15 protein-coding genes are annotated in these 20,131 nt (G+C 64.3%); 2 read left to right on the top strand and 13 right to left on the bottom strand.

Annotated features, from left to right (window positions below; genetic code table 11):
* Positions 1-142: 142 nt before the first annotated feature.
* A complete protein-coding gene (pap, locus tag DNK06_RS20640; RefSeq protein ID WP_131181870.1) occupies positions 143-1,636 on the bottom strand; it encodes a polyphosphate:AMP phosphotransferase in 1,494 nt (497 codons plus the stop codon).
* A 257-nt stretch (positions 1,637-1,893) separates the two neighbouring features.
* On the opposite strand from pap, the gene mnmC reads away from it, so the two are divergent.
* On the top strand, positions 1,894-3,852 hold the full coding sequence (gene mnmC / locus DNK06_RS20635) for a bifunctional tRNA (5-methylaminomethyl-2-thiouridine)(34)-methyltransferase MnmC2/FAD-dependent 5-carboxymethylaminomethyl-2-thiouridine(34) oxidoreductase MnmC1 (RefSeq protein ID WP_131181869.1): 1,959 nt from the start codon (positions 1,894-1,896) through the stop codon (positions 3,850-3,852).
* 366 nt (positions 3,853-4,218) lie between these two features.
* On the opposite strand, the gene DNK06_RS20630 is transcribed toward mnmC, so the two are convergent.
* From DNK06_RS20630 to DNK06_RS20575, 12 genes are all read right to left on the bottom strand, one after another.
* Positions 4,219-5,397 (bottom strand): maltoporin, encoded by a 1,179-nt coding sequence (locus tag DNK06_RS20630; protein WP_242674742.1) that lies wholly within the window; start codon positions 5,395-5,397, stop codon positions 4,219-4,221.
* Positions 5,398-5,607: 210 nt separating this feature from the next.
* The gene (locus DNK06_RS20625; RefSeq protein WP_131181867.1) at positions 5,608-6,537 is read right to left on the bottom strand and encodes an electron transfer flavoprotein subunit alpha/FixB family protein; all 930 of its coding nucleotides are present in this window, start codon (positions 6,535-6,537) and stop codon (positions 5,608-5,610) included.
* Positions 6,538-7,287 carry an electron transfer flavoprotein subunit beta/FixA family protein gene (locus DNK06_RS20620; RefSeq protein ID WP_131181866.1) on the bottom strand — a complete coding sequence of 250 codons (750 nt, stop codon included), beginning with the start codon at positions 7,285-7,287 and terminating at the stop codon, positions 6,538-6,540.
* 22 nt (positions 7,288-7,309) lie between these two features.
* The gene (locus DNK06_RS20615; protein ID WP_131181865.1) at positions 7,310-8,257 is read right to left on the bottom strand and encodes an ABC transporter permease; all 948 of its coding nucleotides are present in this window, start codon (positions 8,255-8,257) and stop codon (positions 7,310-7,312) included.
* Between the two features lie 12 nt (positions 8,258-8,269).
* Positions 8,270-9,772 (bottom strand): sugar ABC transporter ATP-binding protein, encoded by a 1,503-nt coding sequence (locus tag DNK06_RS20610; RefSeq protein WP_131181864.1) that lies wholly within the window; start codon positions 9,770-9,772, stop codon positions 8,270-8,272.
* Positions 9,773-9,782: 10 nt separating this feature from the next.
* The gene (locus tag DNK06_RS20605) at positions 9,783-10,727 is read right to left on the bottom strand and encodes an ABC transporter permease (RefSeq protein WP_131181863.1); all 945 of its coding nucleotides are present in this window, start codon (positions 10,725-10,727) and stop codon (positions 9,783-9,785) included.
* Between the two features lie 67 nt (positions 10,728-10,794).
* Positions 10,795-11,886 carry a sugar ABC transporter substrate-binding protein gene (locus tag DNK06_RS20600; RefSeq protein WP_131181862.1) on the bottom strand — a complete coding sequence of 364 codons (1,092 nt, stop codon included), beginning with the start codon at positions 11,884-11,886 and terminating at the stop codon, positions 10,795-10,797.
* Positions 11,887-12,185: 299 nt separating this feature from the next.
* Entirely contained in the window at positions 12,186-13,181 is a 996-nt protein-coding gene (locus DNK06_RS20595) for a tripartite tricarboxylate transporter substrate binding protein (RefSeq protein ID WP_131181861.1), read from the bottom strand.
* A gap of 68 nt (positions 13,182-13,249) precedes the next feature.
* Entirely contained in the window at positions 13,250-14,758 is a 1,509-nt protein-coding gene (locus tag DNK06_RS20590; RefSeq protein ID WP_131181860.1) for a tripartite tricarboxylate transporter permease, read from the bottom strand.
* Between the two features lie 10 nt (positions 14,759-14,768).
* Positions 14,769-15,239, bottom strand: coding sequence for a tripartite tricarboxylate transporter TctB family protein (locus DNK06_RS20585; RefSeq protein WP_131181859.1), 471 nt, complete (start codon positions 15,237-15,239; stop codon positions 14,769-14,771).
* Between the two features lie 671 nt (positions 15,240-15,910).
* Entirely contained in the window at positions 15,911-17,563 is a 1,653-nt protein-coding gene (locus DNK06_RS20580; protein WP_131181858.1) for a GMC family oxidoreductase, read from the bottom strand.
* 33 nt (positions 17,564-17,596) lie between these two features.
* On the bottom strand, positions 17,597-19,099 hold the full coding sequence (locus DNK06_RS20575; protein WP_131181857.1) for an aldehyde dehydrogenase family protein: 1,503 nt from the start codon (positions 19,097-19,099) through the stop codon (positions 17,597-17,599).
* A 249-nt stretch (positions 19,100-19,348) separates the two neighbouring features.
* Here DNK06_RS20575 and DNK06_RS20570 point away from each other — a divergent pair, with 249 nt between their 5' ends.
* Positions 19,349-20,002 (top strand): TetR/AcrR family transcriptional regulator, encoded by a 654-nt coding sequence (locus DNK06_RS20570; RefSeq protein ID WP_131181856.1) that lies wholly within the window; start codon positions 19,349-19,351, stop codon positions 20,000-20,002.
* The last annotated feature ends 129 nt before the right edge of the window (positions 20,003-20,131 follow it).

Below are 20,131 nucleotides of genomic sequence, written 5' to 3'. Positions count from 1 at the left end.
GTCGTCCACCCTACGACAGGCCGCTACCGCCACCTGGCTGCCATCCCACATTACGATACCCCGTTCGCCGCCTCGGTCACATCGCGACACCAGGCGCCCCTGGCCGGGCGTCAGCAACGCGCTCCAGCTCCAGAAAACGCTCCTATCGCTCATCCCTCTCGAACGCCGCCTCCAGCGCGTCGTTGATGGTGCGCAGCACTTTTACCCGGGCGAACTGTTTGTCATTGGCCTCGACCAGCGTCCAGGGTGCCAGGCGGGTACTGGTGCGATCGACCATATCGCCTACGGCTTCGCGGTACTGCGACCATTTCTCGCGGTTGCGCCAGTCTTCTTCGGTGATCTTGAAGCGCTTCACGGGGTTGGCCTCGCGCTCGCGAAAACGCATCAGTTGGGTGTTCTCATCGATGGCCAGCCAGAACTTCACCAGCACCACGCCGGCATTGCTGAGCTGCTCCTCGAAATCGTTGATTTCACCGTAGGCGCGCAGCCAGTCCGCCGGCTCACAAAAGCCTTCGACCCGTTCCACCAATACCCGGCCGTACCAGGAGCGGTCGAACACGGTGAACTTGCCACGCGCCGGAATATGCCGCCAGAAGCGCCACAGATAAGGCTGAGCACGCTCCTCCTCGGTCGGCGCCGCCACCGGCACGATACGGTACTGACGTGGATCCAGCGCGGCGGCGACCCGACGGATCGCCCCGCCCTTGCCCGCCGCATCGTTACCTTCGAATACAGCGATCAAGGCATGGCGACGCATGCGCTTGTCGCGCATCAACTGCGACAGGCGCGCCTGTTCGCGGGTCAGCTGCTCACGGTAGTCGGCCTTGTTCAGGCGCACGCTCATGTCCAGGCTGTCGAGCAGACTGTGCTGATCGGTGCGAGTCATCAGCGGCGTGGCATGGGGCAACGGCGCGCGCTCACCGCTGCCGCGCAGTGCGGCCTGCATACCGTCCAGAAGAATGCGCCCGACGGTCAGGCTACGGTAATTGGCATCCGCCCCGGCGACGATGTACCAGGGCGAATAGTCGCGACTGGTGCGACGCAACACATCCTCGCCGACGCGCACGAATTTGTCGTAGGTTTTCGACTGCTGCCAGTCCAGCGGGCTCAGGCGCCAGCTGTGCAGGGGGTCGTCCTGCAGCGTCTTCAGGCGCGCGTGCATCTGCTTCTTGGAGAGGTGAAACCAGAACTTGAAGATCAGCGTGCCTTCGTTACAGAGCATCTGCTCCAGGCCGAGAGCGCCGTCGATGGCCCTGCCCAGCTCATTCTTCTTCAGATCGCCGTGCACACGGCCCTGCAGCATCTGGCTGTACCAGTTGCCGAAGAAGATACCGATGCGCCCCTTGGGTGGCAGCTGCCGCCAGTAACGCCAGGCGACGGGCCGGGCCAGCTCCTCGTCGGTCTGCTGATCGAAGGTGCTGACCTGGATGAGGCGCGGATCCATCCACTCGTTGAGCAGCTTCACCGTCTCGCCCTTGCCCGCTCCCTCGATGCCGTTGATCAGGATGATCACCGCGAACCGCCCCTGCTCACGCAGTGCGTACTGCACTTCCAGCAGTGCCTCGCGCAGCAGTTGCTCCTCGGCATCGAAGGTGGCCTTGTCGATGACGTGGTCGATCTCGGCGGATTCGAACATAAGCACCTCTTCCTGAAATGTGTGCCCAGCCTAGGTGCCGTTGATGTTCCAGTGCAAGCCGAGATAACACGATAAGCTGCGCGCTCTGTAGGAGCCGCGCCCTCGCGGCGAATCGCAAGGGCAACGCCATAATCGCGGTAACCACGATAATTCGCGCCGAGGTCAACGCCCCTACACGGCACGCTACCCGCGCCCACGGCCACAACGCCGCCACCGCCCTGCTAGAATCGCCGCCCTGCCTGCTCCGGAACACCACCATGGCCGATCAACACGCACAACTCGACTGGGACGAACAGGGCCAGCCCACCTCGCGCCAATACGCCGACGTCTATTTCTCCCGGGACAACGGCCTGGAAGAGACCCGCTATGTGTTCCTGAGCAACAATGATCTGCCGCAGCGCTTCGCCGCTCTGGGGCCTGGCGAGCAGTTGGTGATCGGCGAAACGGGATTCGGCACCGGCATGAATTTCCTGTGTGCCTGGGAGCTGTTCGAGCAGCAGGCGCCAGCCGGAGCACGGTTGCATTTCGTCAGTGTTGAAAAACACCCACTCACCCGTGCCGATCTGCAGCGCGCCCTCGCCCTCTGGCCATCGTTGCAGCGCTACAGCGAGCAGTTGCTCGATGGCTATGTCGGTCTCAACCCAGGCTTTCAGCGCCAGGTATTCGATGCCGGCCGCGTGGTGCTGACGCTGCTGATCGGCGATGCCCAAGCCATGCTGCCGCAGCTCGACGCTCGTATCGACGCCTGGTTTCTCGACGGCTTCGCGCCCTCGAAGAACCCCGAGATGTGGACGCCCGAGCTGTTCGCCCAACTGGCCCGGCTGAGCACGCCGCAAACCACCCTCGGCACCTTCACCGCTACCGGCTACGTTCGCCGTGCGCTCAACGAGGCTGGCTTCCAGATGAAGCGCGTGCCCGGCCTCGGCAAAAAATGGGAAGTCATGCGCGGCACCTTCGGCGCAGCGGCGAACACCTCGAGCAAGCCCTGGTTCGCTCGCCCTGCGTATCGCCCCGCCGAGCGCCGGGCGCTGGTCATCGGTGCGGGGCTGGCCGGCTGCGCCACCGCAGCCAGCCTCGCCGCGCGTGGCTGGCTGGTGGATTTGCTTGAGCGGCACGCGGCCATTGCCATGGAAGCCTCGGGCAATCCGCAGGGCGTGCTCTATCTCAAGCTTTCCGCCCACGGCACGGCGCTGTCGCGGCTGATCGTCGATGGTTTCGGTTACACCCGCCGGCTGCTCGAGCGTCTGCAGAAGGGCCAGGACTGGGATAACTGCGGCGTGCTGCAACTGGCTTTCGATGATCGCGAAGCGCAGCGCCAGACCAAACTCGCCGCCGCCTTTCCCGAGACGCTGCTGACCCGGGTGGATCGCCAGCAGGCCGAGTTCGAGGCAGGCATCGCCCTGGAGAGCGGCGGGTTGTTCTATCCCGACGCAGGCTGGGTGCATCCGCCCGCGCTCTGCCAGCATCTGATCGCTCATCCCAACGTGCATCTGCATGGCTGCCAGCACGCCTTGCAGCTCAAGCGCGTAAACGGTGAATGGCAGGCCTGGAGCGGCGAACAACTGATTGCCAGCGCTGCGGTGGTCGTCCTCTGCGGCGCTGCGGATATCACCCGCTTCGAACAGAGCGCGCAACTGCCGCTCAAGCGTATCCGCGGGCAGATCAGTCGACTGCCCGCATCGAGGGAAAGCGCCGCGTTGCGCACGGTGGTTTGTGCTGAAGGTTATGTGGCGCCGGTGCGCGACGGCGAACACACCCTCGGGGCCAGCTTCAACTTCGACAGCGACGACCTGACGCCAAGTGGCGCCGAACACGCCAGCAATCTGGATCTGCTCAGAGACATCTCCACCGATCTGGCTGAGCGCCTGCAGGTCGATACGCTCGCCCCGGATACGCTGCAAGGTCGCGCGGCCTTTCGCTGCACCAGCCCGGATTACTTGCCGATCGTCGGCCCACTCGCCGATACCGACGCGTTTGCCGAAGCGTACGCCGTGCTGGCTCGCGACGCCCGTCAGGTGCCGCAAATCCCCTGCCCGTGGCAGGAAGGTTTGTACATCAACAGTGGGCACGGCTCCCGCGGGCTGATCACCGCGCCACTGTCCGGTGAACTGATCGCCGCCTGGCTGGAGGGCGAACCGCTGCCGGTGCCGCAGGACGTAGCCGAAGCCTGCCACCCCAACCGCTTCATGCTGCGGCAGCTGATTCGCAAGGGTTGAGCCGTAAGCCATTCGATCGCCAGTCCATCGGGATTCTACCCCGTTAACGCGGATGCTTTCGAGTAAGCTCACAGCGAGTTTAAGGAGTGTTCACGAAGCGCAAGAAGTACAGTTCCGAATTCAAGCGGGAAGATACTGAGCCGGTTCGTCGCGCCGAAGCCAGTTGCCGTCAAATAGCCCAAAAGATTGGCGTTGCCCCGAGCCTGCTGAACCGCGAGAGGCACAGCCAGGTGCAGAAAGCCCTTTCCCGGTACAGGTAGCCGGTAGTTCGCGAGATTCGACTTTCCGGCCCGGTTTCGTCAGGCAGAGCGGGTGAGCCGCCGGCAGATGCCCGTGACTCGTCCGATTGATCCGCTTGGCTGGTCACTACCACCAGTATTCGATCTGCGCACCGAAGTTGGAGCCGTGCCGGGCGTCGCCAAAGGCGCCGCTTCGCGACAGGGCCGAGCCCGCAGCCAGTCGATCGGCCGCAGCCTGCGCCTCGGCATTCCAGCGGGCATAGGTGTAGTACAGGCGTACTTCGGGACGCGCCCAGAATCCGGGCCCCTTGGGCGACCAGGTGGGCGCAAGGGTGAACTTGCTCAGCTTGCGCAAGCCTTCGGACGCATCCACCTGGTCGTACCCCAGTTCGGCGACCAGCTTGAACTGCTCCGTCAGCGCATAGCTGGGACGCACGCCGAGCGATAGCCAGTCCTGCTCGTAGCCGCCTGCACGCTTGTTCTGCTGATAGACGACCTGGAATTGACCGCCGAAGCGCGGGGTCAGTTGCCAGTCGAAGAATTCGACCAGGCGCCAGCTTCTGGCCCGGTCATCGAGCCTCACGTCCCCGGTATAGCCCAGCCCCGTACCGGCGCCTTCGCCATACTGCAGGGCGAGCTTGTTGCGCCCGCCGAAAAAATCGCTCTGCACATGCTGCACGGTGGCGGACCAGCCGCTGTGCACAGCGTCGCGCCCTTGCGGCTCATCGATATAACTGAGGCCTAGCTCCAGTTCTCCGCCCGGGTTGCTGGCGAAGCCGGCCACGTTGAAATCATGGCGGTTGATATAGTCATCCTGAAACACACTGTCCTTTCTCGAAAAGGCGTAACTGTATTTGAGCCCCCCGATCAGGACATCTTCAATCCCGGCCCCGGTGGCACTCTGGTTCCAGTAGAAAAAGTCGGATATGTGGATGTCATTGCGTTTGTAGAAACGCCGTCCCGCCCATAGCGAGCCCCCATTCAAAGCGGGGATATCGCGCCACTCGAGATAAGCCTGGGCCAGGCGCGCATAACCGTTATCGTCGCTGAAGGTCAGCGACTCATCGTAGGGGTTGTACAGCGCCAGCATGCCGAAGGCCTTGACCGCCGAACCATCGGCGAAGGTCGCCAGGTCGTGGCCCAGGGCGAACTCGCCGTACTGTTCGCATTCGTTGCCCAGGCGATACTTGGTCTGGCTGCCGGGCAATTGGAAACAGCTTTGCGTCGTGCCCTGGCTGCTGCCCCCCATGCCAGCGCGCAAATAGCCACTGAACTCCACTGCATGCACAGTCAAAGAGCAAGCCATGAACAGCCCACCCCCCAACAAAGAAGCTTTCTTAACCACCTGCATAACCACACCTCTTGTTTTTATTTAATGAAAATCCGGGCACGCCTCCGGCCTCCAAGCTGGCCGTTGGCTACTCGTGATGACCCGTGATTTGGGCGGCCCAGACGCTCTGGGCAGGAAACGGAACGAAGCAGCCGGTGAAGGCTCACCGGCCACCATCGCCTGCCGCTATAACGCGGCGTCCAGCTCCGGTACGGCTTCGAACAGGTCGGCAACCAGGCCGTAGTCGGCGACCTGGAAGATCGGCGCCTCCTCGTCCTTGTTGATCGCCACGATCACCTTGGAGTCCTTCATGCCGGCCAGGTGCTGGATCGCGCCGGAGATACCCACGGCGATGTACAGCTGCGGCGCAACGATCTTGCCGGTCTGGCCGACCTGCATGTCGTTGGGCACGAAACCGGCATCCACGGCGGCGCGCGAGGCGCCGACGGCGGCACCGAGCTTGTCGGCCAGGGCGTACAGGTGCTTGAAGTTGTCGCCGTTGCCCATGCCACGGCCACCGGACACCACGATCCTGGCGGCAGTCAGTTCCGGCCGGTCGGACTTGGCCAGTTCCTCGCCGACGAAGGCGGAGATGCCGGCGTCGCTACCCGCGCCAACCGCTTCCACGGCGGCGGAACCACCGCTGGCGGCCGCCGCATCGAAACCGGTGGCACGCACGGTGATCACCTTCACCGCGGCATCGGATTGCACGGTGGCAATGGCGTTACCGGCATAGATCGGACGCTTGAAGGTGTCCGGGCTTTCGACGGCGATGATCTCGGAGATCTGGTCGACGTCCAGCAGCGCGGCGACGCGCGGCAGGCTGTTCTTGCCGTTGCTGGTGGCGGCGGCCAGCACATGGCTGTAGGCGGGCGCCAACTGCACGACCAGCGGCGCGACGTTCTCCGGCAACTGGTGGGCGAAGGCGGCGTTGTCGGCAACCAGTACCTTGGCCACGCCGGCGATCTTGGCGGCGGCTTCGGCAGCGGCGCCGACATTGGCACCGGCGACCAGTACGTGAATGTCGCCACCGATCTGCTGCGCGGCGGCAACGGTGTTCAGCGTGGCGGGCGCCAGCGCGGTATTGGAGTGTTCAGCGATAACCAGGATAGCCATTTAGATTACCTTCGCCTCGTTCTTCAGTTTCTCGACCAGTTCAGCTACCGACCCCACCTTGATGCCGGCCTGGCGGGCAGCCGGCGCCTCGACCTCGAGGGTCTTGACGCTGGAAGCGGTGGACACGCCCAGGGCGTCCGGGGTGAGGGTTTCCAGCGGCTTCTTCTTGGCCTTCATGATGTTCGGCAGCGAGGCATAACGCGGCTCGTTCAGGCGCAGGTCGGTGGTGACGATCGCCGGCAGGTTCAGCGAGACGGTCTGCAGGCCGCCATCGATCTCGCGAGTGACCTTGACCTTGTCGCCGGCCAGCTCGACCTTGGAGGCGAAGGTGCCCTGGGCGTAACCGCTCAGCGCGGCGAGCATCTGCCCGGTCTGGTTGTTGTCGCTGTCGATGGCCTGCTTGCCGAGGATCACCAACTGCGGCTGCTCCTTGTCGACCACCGCCTTGAGCAGCTTGGCCACGGCCAGGGAGTTCAGCTCATCGTTGGACTCGACCAGCACGGCGCGGTCGGCGCCCAGGGCCAGGGCGGTGCGCAGTTGCTCCTGGGCAGCACTCGGGCCGACGGAGACCACGACGATCTCGCTCGCCACGCCCTGCTCTTTCAGGCGCACGGCCTCTTCCACGGCGATCTCGCAGAAGGGGTTCATCGACATCTTGACGTTGGCGAGGTCGACGCCGCTGTTGTCCGCCTTGACGCGAACCTTGACGTTGTAATCGACCACACGTTTGACAGCTACGAGGGTTTTCATAGGGTTTCCATCCGATAACGAATCACTTGACCACGGGAATCTTCGAGCGGTCGATGGTCAGGGCCACGGCCAGCACCAGGATCACGCCGAAGACGATCTGTTGGGCGAATACGCTGACCCCGACGAAGGTCATCCCCACGCGCACCACCGAGACCAGCAGCGCGCCGATCAGGGTGCGCCAGATGCCGCCCACGCCGCCGGTCAGGGCGGTACCGCCGACGAGCACCGCGGCAATGGCGGGCAGCAGGAATTCATTGGCCAGGGTCGGCGAACCGCTGGACAGCCGGCCGGCCATGACGATGCCGGAAAGCGCGGCGAGCCCGGCGGAGATCACGAAGACCCAGAGCTTGATGCGCTTGACCGCGATGCCCGAGGCCCAGGCCGCCGGTTCGCCGGCGCCGACGGCATTGCAGAAACGCCCGAACGCGGTCTTGCGTTGCAGGAACACGCAGGCCAGCAGCACCACCAGGGCGACCAGCACCTCATGGGGAATCCCCCAGGTCTGGCCGGTGACCCAGGCGAAGTAGGCATCGCGATCGGTCCCGCTGATATTGATGGTGCGGGTCTGCGACGCCAGCATGGTGATGGTGGTGACCACCCCGCCGACCGCCAGGGTGACGATGAAGGACGGCAGGCGCAGCCAGGTATGCAGCACACCGGACAGGGCGCCTGCGGCAATGCCGATGGCCAGGCCCAGCGGCAAGGCCAGGTAGCCCAGCTCCGGCAGCAACAGCGCCACTATGACGCTGGCCATGGAGGCCACGGCCTGGGACGACAGGTCGATGCCGCCGATCAGCAGCACGAAGGTGATCCCGGCCGCCATGATGAACAGGGTCGCGGTATCGGCCAGCAAGGCCAGGATGGAAGCCGGCTGGATGAACCTGGGGTCATAGCCGGCAATCAAGGCGAACAGCACGACCAGGGCGAACAACGGGGCCTGGTTGCGCAGGCCGGATAGGGTGATGGGCATGTTGGCGCTCTCTCAAACCATGTACTGGATCAGGTCGACTTGCTCCGGCTTGGCGCCGGGCATGCAGTCGAAGGATTGGGCGACTTCCCCGTCGCGCATCACTAGGATGCGGTGGCTCAGGCCGATCATTTCCTCCAGGGTGTCCGCGGTCAGCAGCACCGACACCCCCTCGGCGGTGATCTCGCGGATCAGCTGGTAGACGTCCTCCTTGGCGCCGACATCCAGCCCCCGGGTCGGGTGATCCAGCACCAGGATGGTCGAGCCCGCGTTGCGCCATTTGGCCAGCACCACCTTCTGCTGGTTGCCGCCACTGAGGTTCTGGCACAGCGCCCCGGGCCCCGGCGTCTTGATGCTCAGGCGCTTGATCCAGTCCTCGGCGAACCGGGCCTCCCGGCCCTCGTCCAGCAGGCCGAGGGTGGTCACCTGGCCGATGCGCGCCAGGGTCATGTTCTCGGCGACGCTCATCATCAGCACTATCCCCTCGACCTTGCGCTCACGCGGGATATAGCCGATGCCGGCAGCGATGGCCTCGCCCGGCCCCCTGCCCTTGAGGCGCCGACCTGCGACCTCGATGGTTCCGCAGGTCGGCGCCAGCAAGCCGGCGATCACCCGGCACAACTCTTCCCGCCCGGAGCCGATCACCCCGGCGATCCCCAGCACTTCGCCGCGATGCAGGGCGAAGGACACGTCGCGGAAATGCCGATCCAGCGACAGCCCGTCCACCGCCAGCGCGACCTCCGAGGAACAGGGCGCCTGCAGCGACTCCCGGTAATACTCGGCATGCAGGGAGCGCCCCACCATCAGGCTGTGCAGGCGCTCCTTGGAGGCCTCGGCAGCGGCCATCTCGGCGACCACCTCGCCGTCCTTCATGACATACAGCCGGTCGCTCAGCTCCAGCAGCTCGTCCAGTCGATGCGAGACGAAGATGAACGAGGCGCGCGACCTCAGTTCCCTGACCAGACGGAACAGAATGTCGATTTCCCGTTGTTCGAGCACGGAAGTGGGTTCGTCCAGCATGATCACCAGATGCCCGTCCGTGCGTTCTTCGAGGGCCAGGGCCTTGGCCAGCTCGATCATCTGCCGCTGGCCGAAGCTCAACTCACTGCACTTGGTCAGCGGATCGATGTCCAGGTGCACCTTGGCCAGTTGCTGGCGGGCCGCGCCGCACAGCCGCTTCCAGTCCAGGCGGCCGAAACGGGAAAACTCGTCCTCGCGGCCCATGAACAGGTTTTCCGCCACCGACAGGTTCGGCAGTATCGACTGCTCCTGGTGAACCATGGCGATGCCCTGCGCGGTTGCGCCACGGGGGCCGTCGAGCACGATGGCGCGGCCATCGAGCTCCAGATGCCCTTCATCGGGCTGGTACACGCCGGTAAGGATCTTCATCAGGGTCGACTTGCCGGCGCCGTTCTCGCCGATCAGGCCGACCACTTCGTTCTTGCGCACTTCCAGGGAGATGTTCTTCAACACCCTGACCCCGGGGAAACTCTTGGATACCTGAATCAGCTTGAGCATGACGATCTCCTCACTTCACCACGCGGGTCTTGGCCCGGTCATGGGCCAAGGCCACCGCCGCGATGATCAGCGCCCCTTGCACCCCTTGCTGCACGTAGGGAGGAATCCCCATGAGCACCATGCCGTTACTCACCACGACCACGATGAGGATGCCGATCAGGGTGCCGAAGGGGCTGCCATTGCCCCCCGCCAGCGACGCGCCACCCACGACGATGGCGGTGATGGCGGTGAACAGCTGTCCCTGGGCGATCAAGGCATGGCCCTGGCCGAACTGGGCGACCGCCAGGATCGACGCCGCGCCATAGAATGCCCCGGCCAGCGCGAACACCAGGATGCGCACCCGGTTGATATCGACCCCGTTGAGCCTGGCCAGATCCTCCCCGCCGCCGATGGCCAGGGCATGTCGCCCCAGAACGGTGTGGCGGGAGATGAAATGCGCCACGCCAAGCCCCAGCAGCGCGATCCACACCGACAGGGGCAAGCCCAGCCAGCGCTGCAGGGCGATGGCGCGGATCTCCATGTCCGTCACCCTGACCGTATTGCCCGCCAGCAGCGCCGTGGCCAGGCCCACGCCGACGAAACCGATGCCCAGGGTCGCCATGAAGGAAGGGATGCGCAGCTTGACCTGGACCAGGCCGTTGACCAGCCCCGCGCAGGCGCCGATCAGCACCACCAGGGGCAGAACCCACAGCCCCAGGTCGTTGCCGTTGAGGGTGTTGCCGACGAGCAGGGCGAAGCACACCGCGGCAATCGCCACGACGCCCTCGATGGACAGATCGATGCTGCCCATCTGGATCACGAACATGCCGCCCAGGGCCATCAACAACGGAATGGCGGACGTCGTCGCGATGCGCGACAGGTTCAGAGGGTCGAAGAAATTCGGGTTTATCAGACCGATCGACAGGCCGATAAGAACCAGCACCAGCAGGGATGAGAACCGCCGCAAGTAGGCCATGACAGCTACTCCAGAACAGACTTCAAGACAGCCCGGGACGGGCTTCGGAAACATTGGTGCACGGGGCTCAATAACGGATCGGCCCGGCCACGCGCCCCCAGAAGTCATTGGCGTCCACTTGCGGTGTCGCCTTGAAATTGGCCTGGTAGAAAGCCTCGGCGTTGTCACGGGTAATCAGTTGCGGCGTGACGTAGAACTCGCGATGCTCCCTCGGCTCCTGCCGCGGGTCGATACGCCCGGTTTTCGCCGCGTGTCCCAGGGCCAGGCCCATGGTGCCCAGCCAGAAGGGATCGAGGCTGGCGGTCGCTACGTATTCGCCACTCTGCACCGCCTCGACCGCCTGCGGAATGCCATCGATACCCACTACCGGGATCATTCCGGCCAACCCCTCCCCGCGCAACGCTTCGAGCGCCCCCATCCCCATGTCGTCATTGGCGCACCAGATACCCTTGACGCTAGAGCCAAATCGGGTCAGCCAGGACTGCACGATGGGAAAGGCGCGGTTGGCGCTCCAGTCGGCAGGCTGGAAATCCAGCAGCTCGATGTCGGGAAACTTCTTCAGCGCCGCCTCCAGGCCGGCCCGTCGGCCAATAGCCGCGACGTTGCTATAGATGCCGCCCAGCGCAACCACACCGCCTTTACCACCCATGGACTCGAACAGCTCGGTGGCAATGGCCTCGCCGACCGCCTCACCGTCCTCGGAGATATGTGCGACCCAGTAGGGGTCGTAGTCCCAGGGGTGCATGTCGTCGGGCTTGTTCCAGATGGTGGTTACATACACGCCCGCTTTCACGCACTGCTCGATGATTACCCGGGCATCGGCGGAATCGTTTGGCTCGATGTTGAGGATCAGGTTGCCGCCGGTCTTCGCGATCAGGGCACGGACATCGGCGATGCCTTTCTGGCTGTTGCCTTCGGTGACCTGCGGCAGATAAGGCATCTTCAGGCTGGCCGCATAGGCTTCGCCACCGCGATTGAACAAGGCATGGTAAGGATTGGTGAGGGATCGGAAGGAGTTGGACAGGCTCAACGTGTCCTGAGCCCACAACAGCGAGGGGAAGAGCCCTGCCACTGCCCCGACACCCGCCAGGCCGGCAGCGCCCTTGATCAGTTGGCGACGGCTCAGATCGAGCCCGGTGGATGTTTGCTTGTCGTTCATCGTTGCCTCCGGGTACGCGCGGCACCGGTCATGATGTTTTCTTGGAATTCTAAGTAACCAACTAGTTATTTATATTTCACCAGCCAGCCAGGAGCAACCCTTATTTGCGGCCAACGATAGCCATCGCCGCACACGGGAGCCGAACCGCGACGGATCGATAGCCGCGGATATACCGGCAAACAGAAACGCGAAAAAGAACCCGCCACGAGGACGGGCCAAGGTGACTGACACAAGGCGACATCGGCGAGCAGTTGATTGCCGCCGATGCTCAGGGCATCAGGTTCGAATCGCCACCAGGCTCAGGGCCGGGCAATGCCTACCGAGTCCGGGGCGATGCTGATGGCCTCGGCCTTGTACATGGACCAGGCAGTGACCGACTGCCAGCGCTTGAGGTAGGACTCGGCCTCGACACCGCTGAGGTTCAGCGAATGCCCGCCGAAGTTCTTCAGAAATTGCTGAAACTCCTCGCTGGCCACCGCCTTGGCGTAGGCGTCGGTCAGCTTCTGCTTGATCTCGTCCGGTGTATCCTTGTGCACGAAGGCGCCCCAGAACGAGCCCCACGGCAGGTACTCGGCGATCTCCGGCAGAGACTCGGTGATCGGCTCGACGCCTGGCAGATCCGGCACCTCTTGCGTGGCAATCACCGCCAGCCCCTTGAGCTTGCCGGTGCGGATCATTTCCTTGGATGCCGCCAGGCTCAGTGGGGTGAAGTCGATATGTTTGCCCAGCAGCGCGGTGACGCTGGGGCCGTCTCCGGCGAAGGTCACTTCGCGCACCTTGAGCTCGCCCACCGCGTTGATCATCGCATGCACCGTGCTCGGGATCCCGCCGGCGCCGGTACCACCCATGCGCAGGGTGCCCGGATTGGTCTTGGCCTCGGCCAGCAGCTCGGCCATGGAGTTCCACGGCGCATCGGCATGGGTGACGATCACCGCTACGTTCTGGCCAATGATATTGACCGGATAGAAGTCGCTATAGTCGAACTTGGCCAGGCCCAGCACCGGATACAGCTGCGGGTTTTCCGCACCGAGCAGCAGAGTGTAGCCGTTCGGTCTTTGCTGCAGTACGTAGGTACTGCCTACAACCCCCGTACCGCCCGGACGGTTGTTGAGGATCAGCTTGCCACCCAATTCTTTCTCCACATGGGGCGCCAGGCTACGCATCACACTGTCGGTGCCGCCACCAGCACCCCAGGGGATCACGGCCTGGATGCTGCGCTCGGGATAATCGGCGTGAACGGATAGGGTCAGGGTGCCGAGTGCAATGGCGGCACTGGCGCATAGAGCTTTGAGCATGTGGAGGTTCTCCATCTGGTTATTGTTGTTGACCCCTGCCGGCCGGGGCACGCCTTGACGCAATCGATTCAGGAATGGGACAGGGAGGCCTTGCGCTTCAGCCAACCGAACAGAGGCGTGTTGCCCAACAGGATCAGCAGCATGCCGATGGTCAAAACCAGCGATACGGGATTGCTGACCAGTTCCGCCATCAGCTCGAACGGGCTGTCGCCGACCGACGCCATGGCCTGGCGGTAGGCGTTGTCCATCATCGGGCCGAGGATCACGCCGAGGATGATCGGGCCCATCTGGAAGCCAAAGGCCTTGAGGAAGTAGCCGAGCAGACCGAAGCCGAGCATCCAGTACACTTCGGTCATACTGCTGTTGATCGAGTAGGTGCCGACCACGCAGAGCACCAGGATCAGCGGGATCAGTATGGCCTTGGGCAATTCCACCAGCCTGGCGAACAGCTTGATGCCCATCAGGCCGAAGATCAGCAGGAAGACATTGGCCAGGGCCAGGTTGCCGACGGTGAACCAGAAGATGTGCGGGTTATCCACCATCAGCATCGGGCCAGGGTTGAGGCCGTGAATCACCAGAGCACCAATGATCACCGCGGTCACTGCATCGCCCGGGATGCCCAGGGTCAGCATGGGGATATAGGCGCTGCCTACCGCCGAGCTGTTGGCGGTTTCCGGCGCCACCAGACCTTCATAGGCACCCTGGCCGAATGGCGCAGTAGGATTCTTCACCGTACGCTTGGCATGGTCATAGGCCAGCAACGCGGCTATATCGCCGCCAACACCTGGCAGCGCGCCGACCAGCACACCGATGATCGAGGTGCGCAGCGACAGCGGCAGGAACTTCAGCACCATGGCGATGGAAGGGATGATCTTGTCGACCTTCTGCCGCACCACAGCGGCATCCAGGTTGTGCAACTGATAGAGCGCCTCGGCGACGCCAAACAGACCGATCATCACCACCACGTAGTGGATGCCTCCCATCAGCTCGACCTGGCCAAGGGTGAAACGGCCCTCGGCGGTCACCGGATCCATGCCGATCAAGCCGATCACCGCACCCAGCGCCGCAGCGAAGATACCCTTGGCCAACGAGCCGTCGGCCAGACTGCCGACCAGCAGCAGGCCGATGGCGGCGACCATGAAGTAGTCGCGCGGGGCGAACTGCAGGGCCAGATCGCCGATCACCGGGGCCGCAGCGGCCAGCACCAGGGTGCCGACCAGGCCGCCGATCACCGACATCACCGTGCTCAGACCAATGGCCTGCCCGGCCTCCCCGCGCTTGGCCAGGGGGTAGCCGTCGAAAGCGGTGGCCACCTGCGCCGGGCCGCCGGGAATGTTCAGCAGGATGGCGCTGCGCGCACCGCCGTAGACCCCACCAATGAAGATGCCGACGATCAGCGCCAGGGCGTTGTTGACGTCCCAGGCGAAGGTGAAGGACACCAGGATGGACACCGCCATGGTCACCGACAGGCCGGGGATGGCGCCGATGTAGATACCGGCGAAGGTACCCAGCGCGGTCAGCATCAGCAGGTTCGGATGGGTCCAGGCCATGAACAGGTATGAGAGCGTTTCGCTCATGAGGATCTCCTTAGGGGAGGTAGACGCTGAACGCCAGGGTGAACAGCAGGTAGATCAGCAGCACGGACAGCACGCTGGTGAGCAGCGCACCCATGAGCCGGCCATTGCGCAGGTAGGCGATGGAAAGCAGCAGGAACACGAAGGTGCTGACATAAAAACTGGCCCACTGAATCGCCGCCAGATAGACCGTGGCCAGCAGAATGAAGACCAGCACGCGCCGGGGAAAATGCAGGTGGCAGAACTGCCTGAGGGTGTCGAGCCAGCCCCCGTAGGCTGCGGGTTGCTTGTGGCGCAGGGCGAAGAGCACCCGGGTCGCCGACACCACCAGGATCAGGCTGATGCCCAGCGGAAAGGCGCCCGGCGAGCTGATCGACGACAAGCCGGCGATCGCATAGGCCTGAACCAGGATGAACAGGCTGGCAAGCAGCAGCGCCAGACAGAAAGCGCGCTCACCCACCAGCATTTTTCCAGTCGTTTTCATAGCAGGACTCCAACGGGATGCAGGGCGGTCAGGCACGAGCCCGGGCGGAGCCCCGGCCGAGCCAGGCACGCAACGGAGAGCGGCCCGACGCCGCTGCGCCGGAGGGCATGACAGCCTGTACTGGAGTGCTCGGCGGCATGCTCAGGATGCACGCGGCGGGAGCGAGGAAAGACCAGTGGTCGAGGAGCGGGGGCTGGTCAGCGCGCTCGCACGGTGCGGGCACCAGGCACGACCAGGCCCGGCGAAGACCGTTGAATAGCCGCGAGCGAACCGTCACAGCGGCGGCAGGTGCCGGATCGGCAGATGGGAAACGGCTCGACTGGAGCCCGCCGGATGCTTGCTTGTTGTTGTTCATCGTTGCCTCCGAGCACCTTGCGGTGCCGGTCATGGTGTTTTCTTGGAGTTTTAAGTAACCAACTAGTTATTTATATTCCACTCGCATTCCGGGCGCAAGCCCCGATTGCGCGCACACCACCAAACGGCAACGAACGCCTCGGCGCCCGAGCCCCGCGGCACGACGAAATGCAAGATCGGAAGATTCGGGAAAGGCGCGGCATCCGGACGGATGCCGCGCCTGCGGCCGAAGCACCGGCGCGCAGCACGCCTCGAGGCCGAGCAGCGCGCGCCGGAAACAGGATGGGTGGGCCTGCCCGCGAGCGGCAGGCACAGGCTCAGATGTACTGCTTCTCGCCCTGACGGCTGAAGCGTTCGGCCACCTCCGAAGGGCCGAGACTGCGGCCCAGCAGGAGATCCGCGCCCTTTTCGCCGATCATGATGCTCGGCGCATTGGTATTGGCGCTGACCAGGCGCGGCATGATCGACGAATCGACGACCCGCAGCCCCGGGACACCCCGCACCCGCAGCGCCGGATCGACCACCGCTAGGGCGTCGATGCCCATCTTGCAGGTGCCCACGGGATGATAGCCGGTTCTGCCGCAGCGCCTGGCGTAGTCCTCGTAGTCCGCCTGGGTGCGCATGCTCGAACCGGGGAAATGCTCGGCCTTGATGTAACGGCGCAGCGCCTCCTGAGACATGATTTCCCGGCTCAGCCTGATGCCCTCGACCGACATTTTCAAATCGTACGGATCGTCGATGTAGTTCGGGTCGATGCAGGGCGCGACCAATGGGTCGGCACTCTGCAGGGTCACGCTGCCCCGGCTGAGCGGCCGCAGGAAATACGAATTCAAGGTACAGCCCGAACCGGACGGCACCGGCGGGATACCCGCCTCGACCCCCGCGCCCGGCAGGAAGTGGAACTGCAGATCCGGGGTCGGCGACTGCGAATCGCCGTACCAGAAGGCGCCGCCCTCGGCGATATTGGAGGTTACCGGGCCCTTGTTGAACAGTTTGTACTCGAGCCCGGCCAGCAGCATCATGTGCGGCCTGGCGTACTTGTCCAGGCTGTAGGCGCCGTTGAGCTCGTAGACGATATCGATGTCGAAATGATCCTGCAGGTTCTGCCCGACCCCCGGCAGATCCTGCACCAGCTCGATGCCCTGGGCTCGCAGCGCGTCGGCGGGGCCGATGCCGGACAGCATCAGGATCTTCGGCGAACCGATGGCGCCAGCCGCCACCACGACCTCCCGCTCGGCCCGGGCGAAGCGGATCTCCCTGGAAGTCCGCCCCTGGACGTATTCGACACCGACGGCGCGTCCGTTCTCGATCCGCACCCTGGTCACCAGGCATTCGGTCAGCACCGTCAGGTTGGCGCGCTCGCGGGCATCCTTGAGATAGCCCTGCGCCGCACTGCAACGACGCCCGCCGCGCTGGGTGACCTGATAGGTGCCGCAGCCTTCCTGGCGCGCGCCGTTGAAGTCCGGATTGAAGGGTATACCGGCCTCCTGGGCGGAGCGCACGAAGGCCTTGGTCAGCTCGTTGACGCTGATCAGGTCGCAAACCCCGAGCGGCCCGCCGCTGCCGTGGTATTCGTTGGCGAAGCGTTCGTTATCCTCGGCGCGGCGGAAATAGGGCAGCACATCGCGGTAGGCCCAGCCCCGGCAGCCCTCCTCCTGCTCCCACATATCGTAGTCACGGGCGTTGCCGCGGGTGTAGACCATGGCGTTGATCGAGCCGCCACCGCCCAGCACCCGGCCCTGGGGATACAGCATCGAACGGTTGTGGCCGTTGCCCTGCGGGGTCGTGCCATAGCCCCAGGTCAGCGGGCCGCCGGTCATCTTGAAGAAACCCACCGGCATGTGGATGTAAGGGTTGGTATCGGCAGGACCGGCCTCGAGCAGCAGCACGCGGATGTCCGGCGACTCGCTGAGACGCGAGGCCAGGACGCAGCCGGACGAGCCGCCGCCGACGATGACGTAATCGTACATATTATTGTTCTCCTAAAACCCAGCCCGGACGACTCAGGCTTCGACCCAGCGGGGACGATCCCCGATCTGGACATGCACGGACTTGAGCTCGGTGTACTCCTCCACACCATAGCGCCCGGTCTCCCGGCCGATGCCCGACTGCTTGAAACCACCGGATGGCAGCTCGGGGCCGCCAGTGATGGTGGTATTGACCCAGACCCGCCCGGCCTTGATCGCACGCACGGCCCGCAGCGAGGTGTCCAGGTCGCGGGTCCAGATGCTGGCGGCCAGGCCGAAAGGCGTGTCGTTGGCCAGTTGCATGGCCTGCTCGAAATCGTCGAAGACAGTGATCGTCAGCACCGGCCCGAAGATTTCCTCGCGGGCGATGACCATCTCCGGCACGACATCGGCGAACAGCGTCGGCTCGACATACAGGCCGGCCGGGCTAGCGATGCGCTTGCCGCCGTGGAGCAGGCGCGCGCCCTCGCCCTTGCCCTGCTCGATATAGGCAAGGATACGCTCGAGATGACGGGCCTCGGTGATCGAACCGACCTGGGTGGACTCATCCAGGGGATCGCCGATGCGCACCTTGCCGATCAGCGCGAGCAGCCTGTCGACCAGCGCGTCGGCGACCGAGCGCTGCACCAGCAGGCGGCTGCCGCTCACACAGCACTGCCCGGCGTTGAAACATATGCCGAAGACGATGGCATCGGCCGCCGCGTCCAGGTCGGCATCGGCGAAGACCACCTGTGGATTCTTGCCGCCCAGCTCCAGGCCGACCTTCTTCATGTTGCCGGCGGCCGCCGCCAGCGTGAGGCGGCCGACCTCCGTCGAGCCGGTGAACGACACCATGTCCACGTCCATGTGCTCGGAGATGGCCTGGCCCACCCTGGAACCGCTGCCGGTCACCACGTTCACCACGCCGGCCGGCAAGCCGGCCTCCTCGAGGATGGCCGCCAGTTCGAGCGTGCTGCCGGAAGTCAGCTCGCTGGGCTTGACCACCAGGGTACAGCCCGACGCCAGGATGAACGGCAGGCGCTCGGCGAGGATGAAGAATGGAAAGTTCCAGGGCGTGATCAAGCCCACCACACCAATCGGCTCACGGGTCACCAGGCCGAGCAGGCCGCCGCCCAGGTTGTTGAAGCTGTCGCCGTGCAGCGCGCGGGCCTGGCCCGCGGCATATTCCCAGATCCCGGCGGCGGCCTGGATCTCGCCCCGCGCCTGGCTGATCGGCTTGCCGGTCTCGAGGGTTTCGCGCAGCGCCAGCGCGTCGGACCGCTCGCGGATGAGCCGCGCCACCTTGAGCAGCACTTCGGCCCTGACCTCCCCGCCCACCTGCGACCAGCGCCCATCGTCGAAGGCCTGGCGGGCCGCGGCGACCGCCTGCTCGACATCCTCGCGCTGGGCGGACGGATAGATACTGACCGGGACATCGTGGGCGGGGCTGCTGCGTACGACCTGGGCCGAGCCCACGCCGCCGGTCCACTGCCCGTCGATGAACATGGCGTAGACCTTGGGTTGCGCCGGCAGCTTCTCTAAGCATTGCTTGTCACTCATTACCTTCATCCTCTGTATGGGCACTCAGCCTCTGACGGCCTCCGCCCTAGCTATGCCGAACACGCCCCAAGGAGGCCATCCAGCGGCTTTTCCACAAGCAATATATAACTAACCAGTTGTTTACATACAAGTCCCATGACAAGCTTTGTTTGTCCAACCCAAGGCCTTCCGGATAAGCTCTTGGCCTGCGAACCCGACCCGCAGACCATCAATTCTTGGCAATACTCAAGCTCTGGAGACCCGCCTCTAATGGCAAGCAAATCGACTGGCACGGACAAGGAAAGACCCACGCGTGATGCCGAGGCCACACGCGGTCGCATTCTCAAGGCGGCAAAAGTCGAATTCGCCAAGCTTGGCCTGGCTGGCGCCCGCATCGATGGCATAGCCCGACGCGCCAAGTCGAACAAACGCATGATCTATGAGTACTACGGCAACAAGGACGGACTGTTCCAGGCTGTCCTCGAGGAGGCCTACACCAACATCCGCAGCGCCGAGCGCAAACTCAGGCTCGAGGAACTGGAGCCACGGGAGGCGATCAGCAAACTGATCACCTTCACCTGGAACTACTACCTGAAGAATCCGCAGTTCCTCACCTTGGTCAACAGCGAGAACCTGTACCGGGCCGCCCACCTGAAAGCGTCGGCAAAGATCGGCGAAATGCACAGGCCGCTGGTGCAACTGGTCGGCGACATCCTCGAGCGCGGCGTGGCACAAGGCGTGTTCAGGCCCGGCATCGACCCCATCCAGCTCAATATCAGCATCGCCGCCATCAGCTACTACTACCTGAACAACCGCTTCACCGGCGAAGTCATCTACGGCTTCGACTTCACCTCGCCCGAGGCGCTGAAGGAACGCCTGGAATTCAATATCCAGACCATCCTCGCCTCCCTGCGCCCGGACTGATCCACAGCCTGCCAGCAGACGTTCCCCAGAAGCTCGCCGCGGCGACTGCACGGATACGGATGCGGAAGGGCCTTGGCCGTAGGGCGCTGGCGCCCTGACGGGCTGCGCAGAACAGCAGCGTCAGCCCCC

The sequence above is a fragment of the Phytopseudomonas daroniae genome (assembly GCF_004327285.1).
GTDB lineage: Bacteria > Pseudomonadota > Gammaproteobacteria > Pseudomonadales > Pseudomonadaceae > Aquipseudomonas > Aquipseudomonas daroniae.
Note: the sequence above shows the minus strand (reverse complement) of the source record. Positions and strands in the feature narration are given on the sequence as shown.

Bases quoted from the DNA above. Each gene is read 5' to 3' on its own strand.
- pap (WP_131181870.1), bottom strand. From the start codon at position 1,636: ATGTTCGAATCCGCCGAGATCGACCACGTCATCGACAAGGCCACCTTC.
- mnmC (WP_131181869.1), top strand. From the start codon at position 1,894: ATGGCCGATCAACACGCACAACTCGACTGGGACGAACAGGGCCAGCCC.
- DNK06_RS20630 (WP_242674742.1), bottom strand. From the start codon at position 5,397: ATGGCTTGCTCTTTGACTGTGCATGCAGTGGAGTTCAGTGGCTATTTG.
- DNK06_RS20625 (WP_131181867.1), bottom strand. From the start codon at position 6,537: ATGGCTATCCTGGTTATCGCTGAACACTCCAATACCGCGCTGGCGCCC.
- DNK06_RS20620 (WP_131181866.1), bottom strand. From the start codon at position 7,287: ATGAAAACCCTCGTAGCTGTCAAACGTGTGGTCGATTACAACGTCAAG.
- DNK06_RS20615 (WP_131181865.1), bottom strand. From the start codon at position 8,257: ATGCCCATCACCCTATCCGGCCTGCGCAACCAGGCCCCGTTGTTCGCC.
- DNK06_RS20610 (WP_131181864.1), bottom strand. From the start codon at position 9,772: ATGCTCAAGCTGATTCAGGTATCCAAGAGTTTCCCCGGGGTCAGGGTG.
- DNK06_RS20605 (WP_131181863.1), bottom strand. From the start codon at position 10,727: ATGGCCTACTTGCGGCGGTTCTCATCCCTGCTGGTGCTGGTTCTTATC.
- DNK06_RS20600 (WP_131181862.1), bottom strand. From the start codon at position 11,886: ATGAACGACAAGCAAACATCCACCGGGCTCGATCTGAGCCGTCGCCAA.
- DNK06_RS20595 (WP_131181861.1), bottom strand. From the start codon at position 13,181: ATGCTCAAAGCTCTATGCGCCAGTGCCGCCATTGCACTCGGCACCCTG.
- DNK06_RS20590 (WP_131181860.1), bottom strand. From the start codon at position 14,758: ATGAGCGAAACGCTCTCATACCTGTTCATGGCCTGGACCCATCCGAAC.
- DNK06_RS20585 (WP_131181859.1), bottom strand. From the start codon at position 15,239: ATGAAAACGACTGGAAAAATGCTGGTGGGTGAGCGCGCTTTCTGTCTG.
- DNK06_RS20580 (WP_131181858.1), bottom strand. From the start codon at position 17,563: ATGTACGATTACGTCATCGTCGGCGGCGGCTCGTCCGGCTGCGTCCTG.
- DNK06_RS20575 (WP_131181857.1), bottom strand. From the start codon at position 19,099: ATGAGTGACAAGCAATGCTTAGAGAAGCTGCCGGCGCAACCCAAGGTC.
- DNK06_RS20570 (WP_131181856.1), top strand. From the start codon at position 19,349: ATGGCAAGCAAATCGACTGGCACGGACAAGGAAAGACCCACGCGTGAT.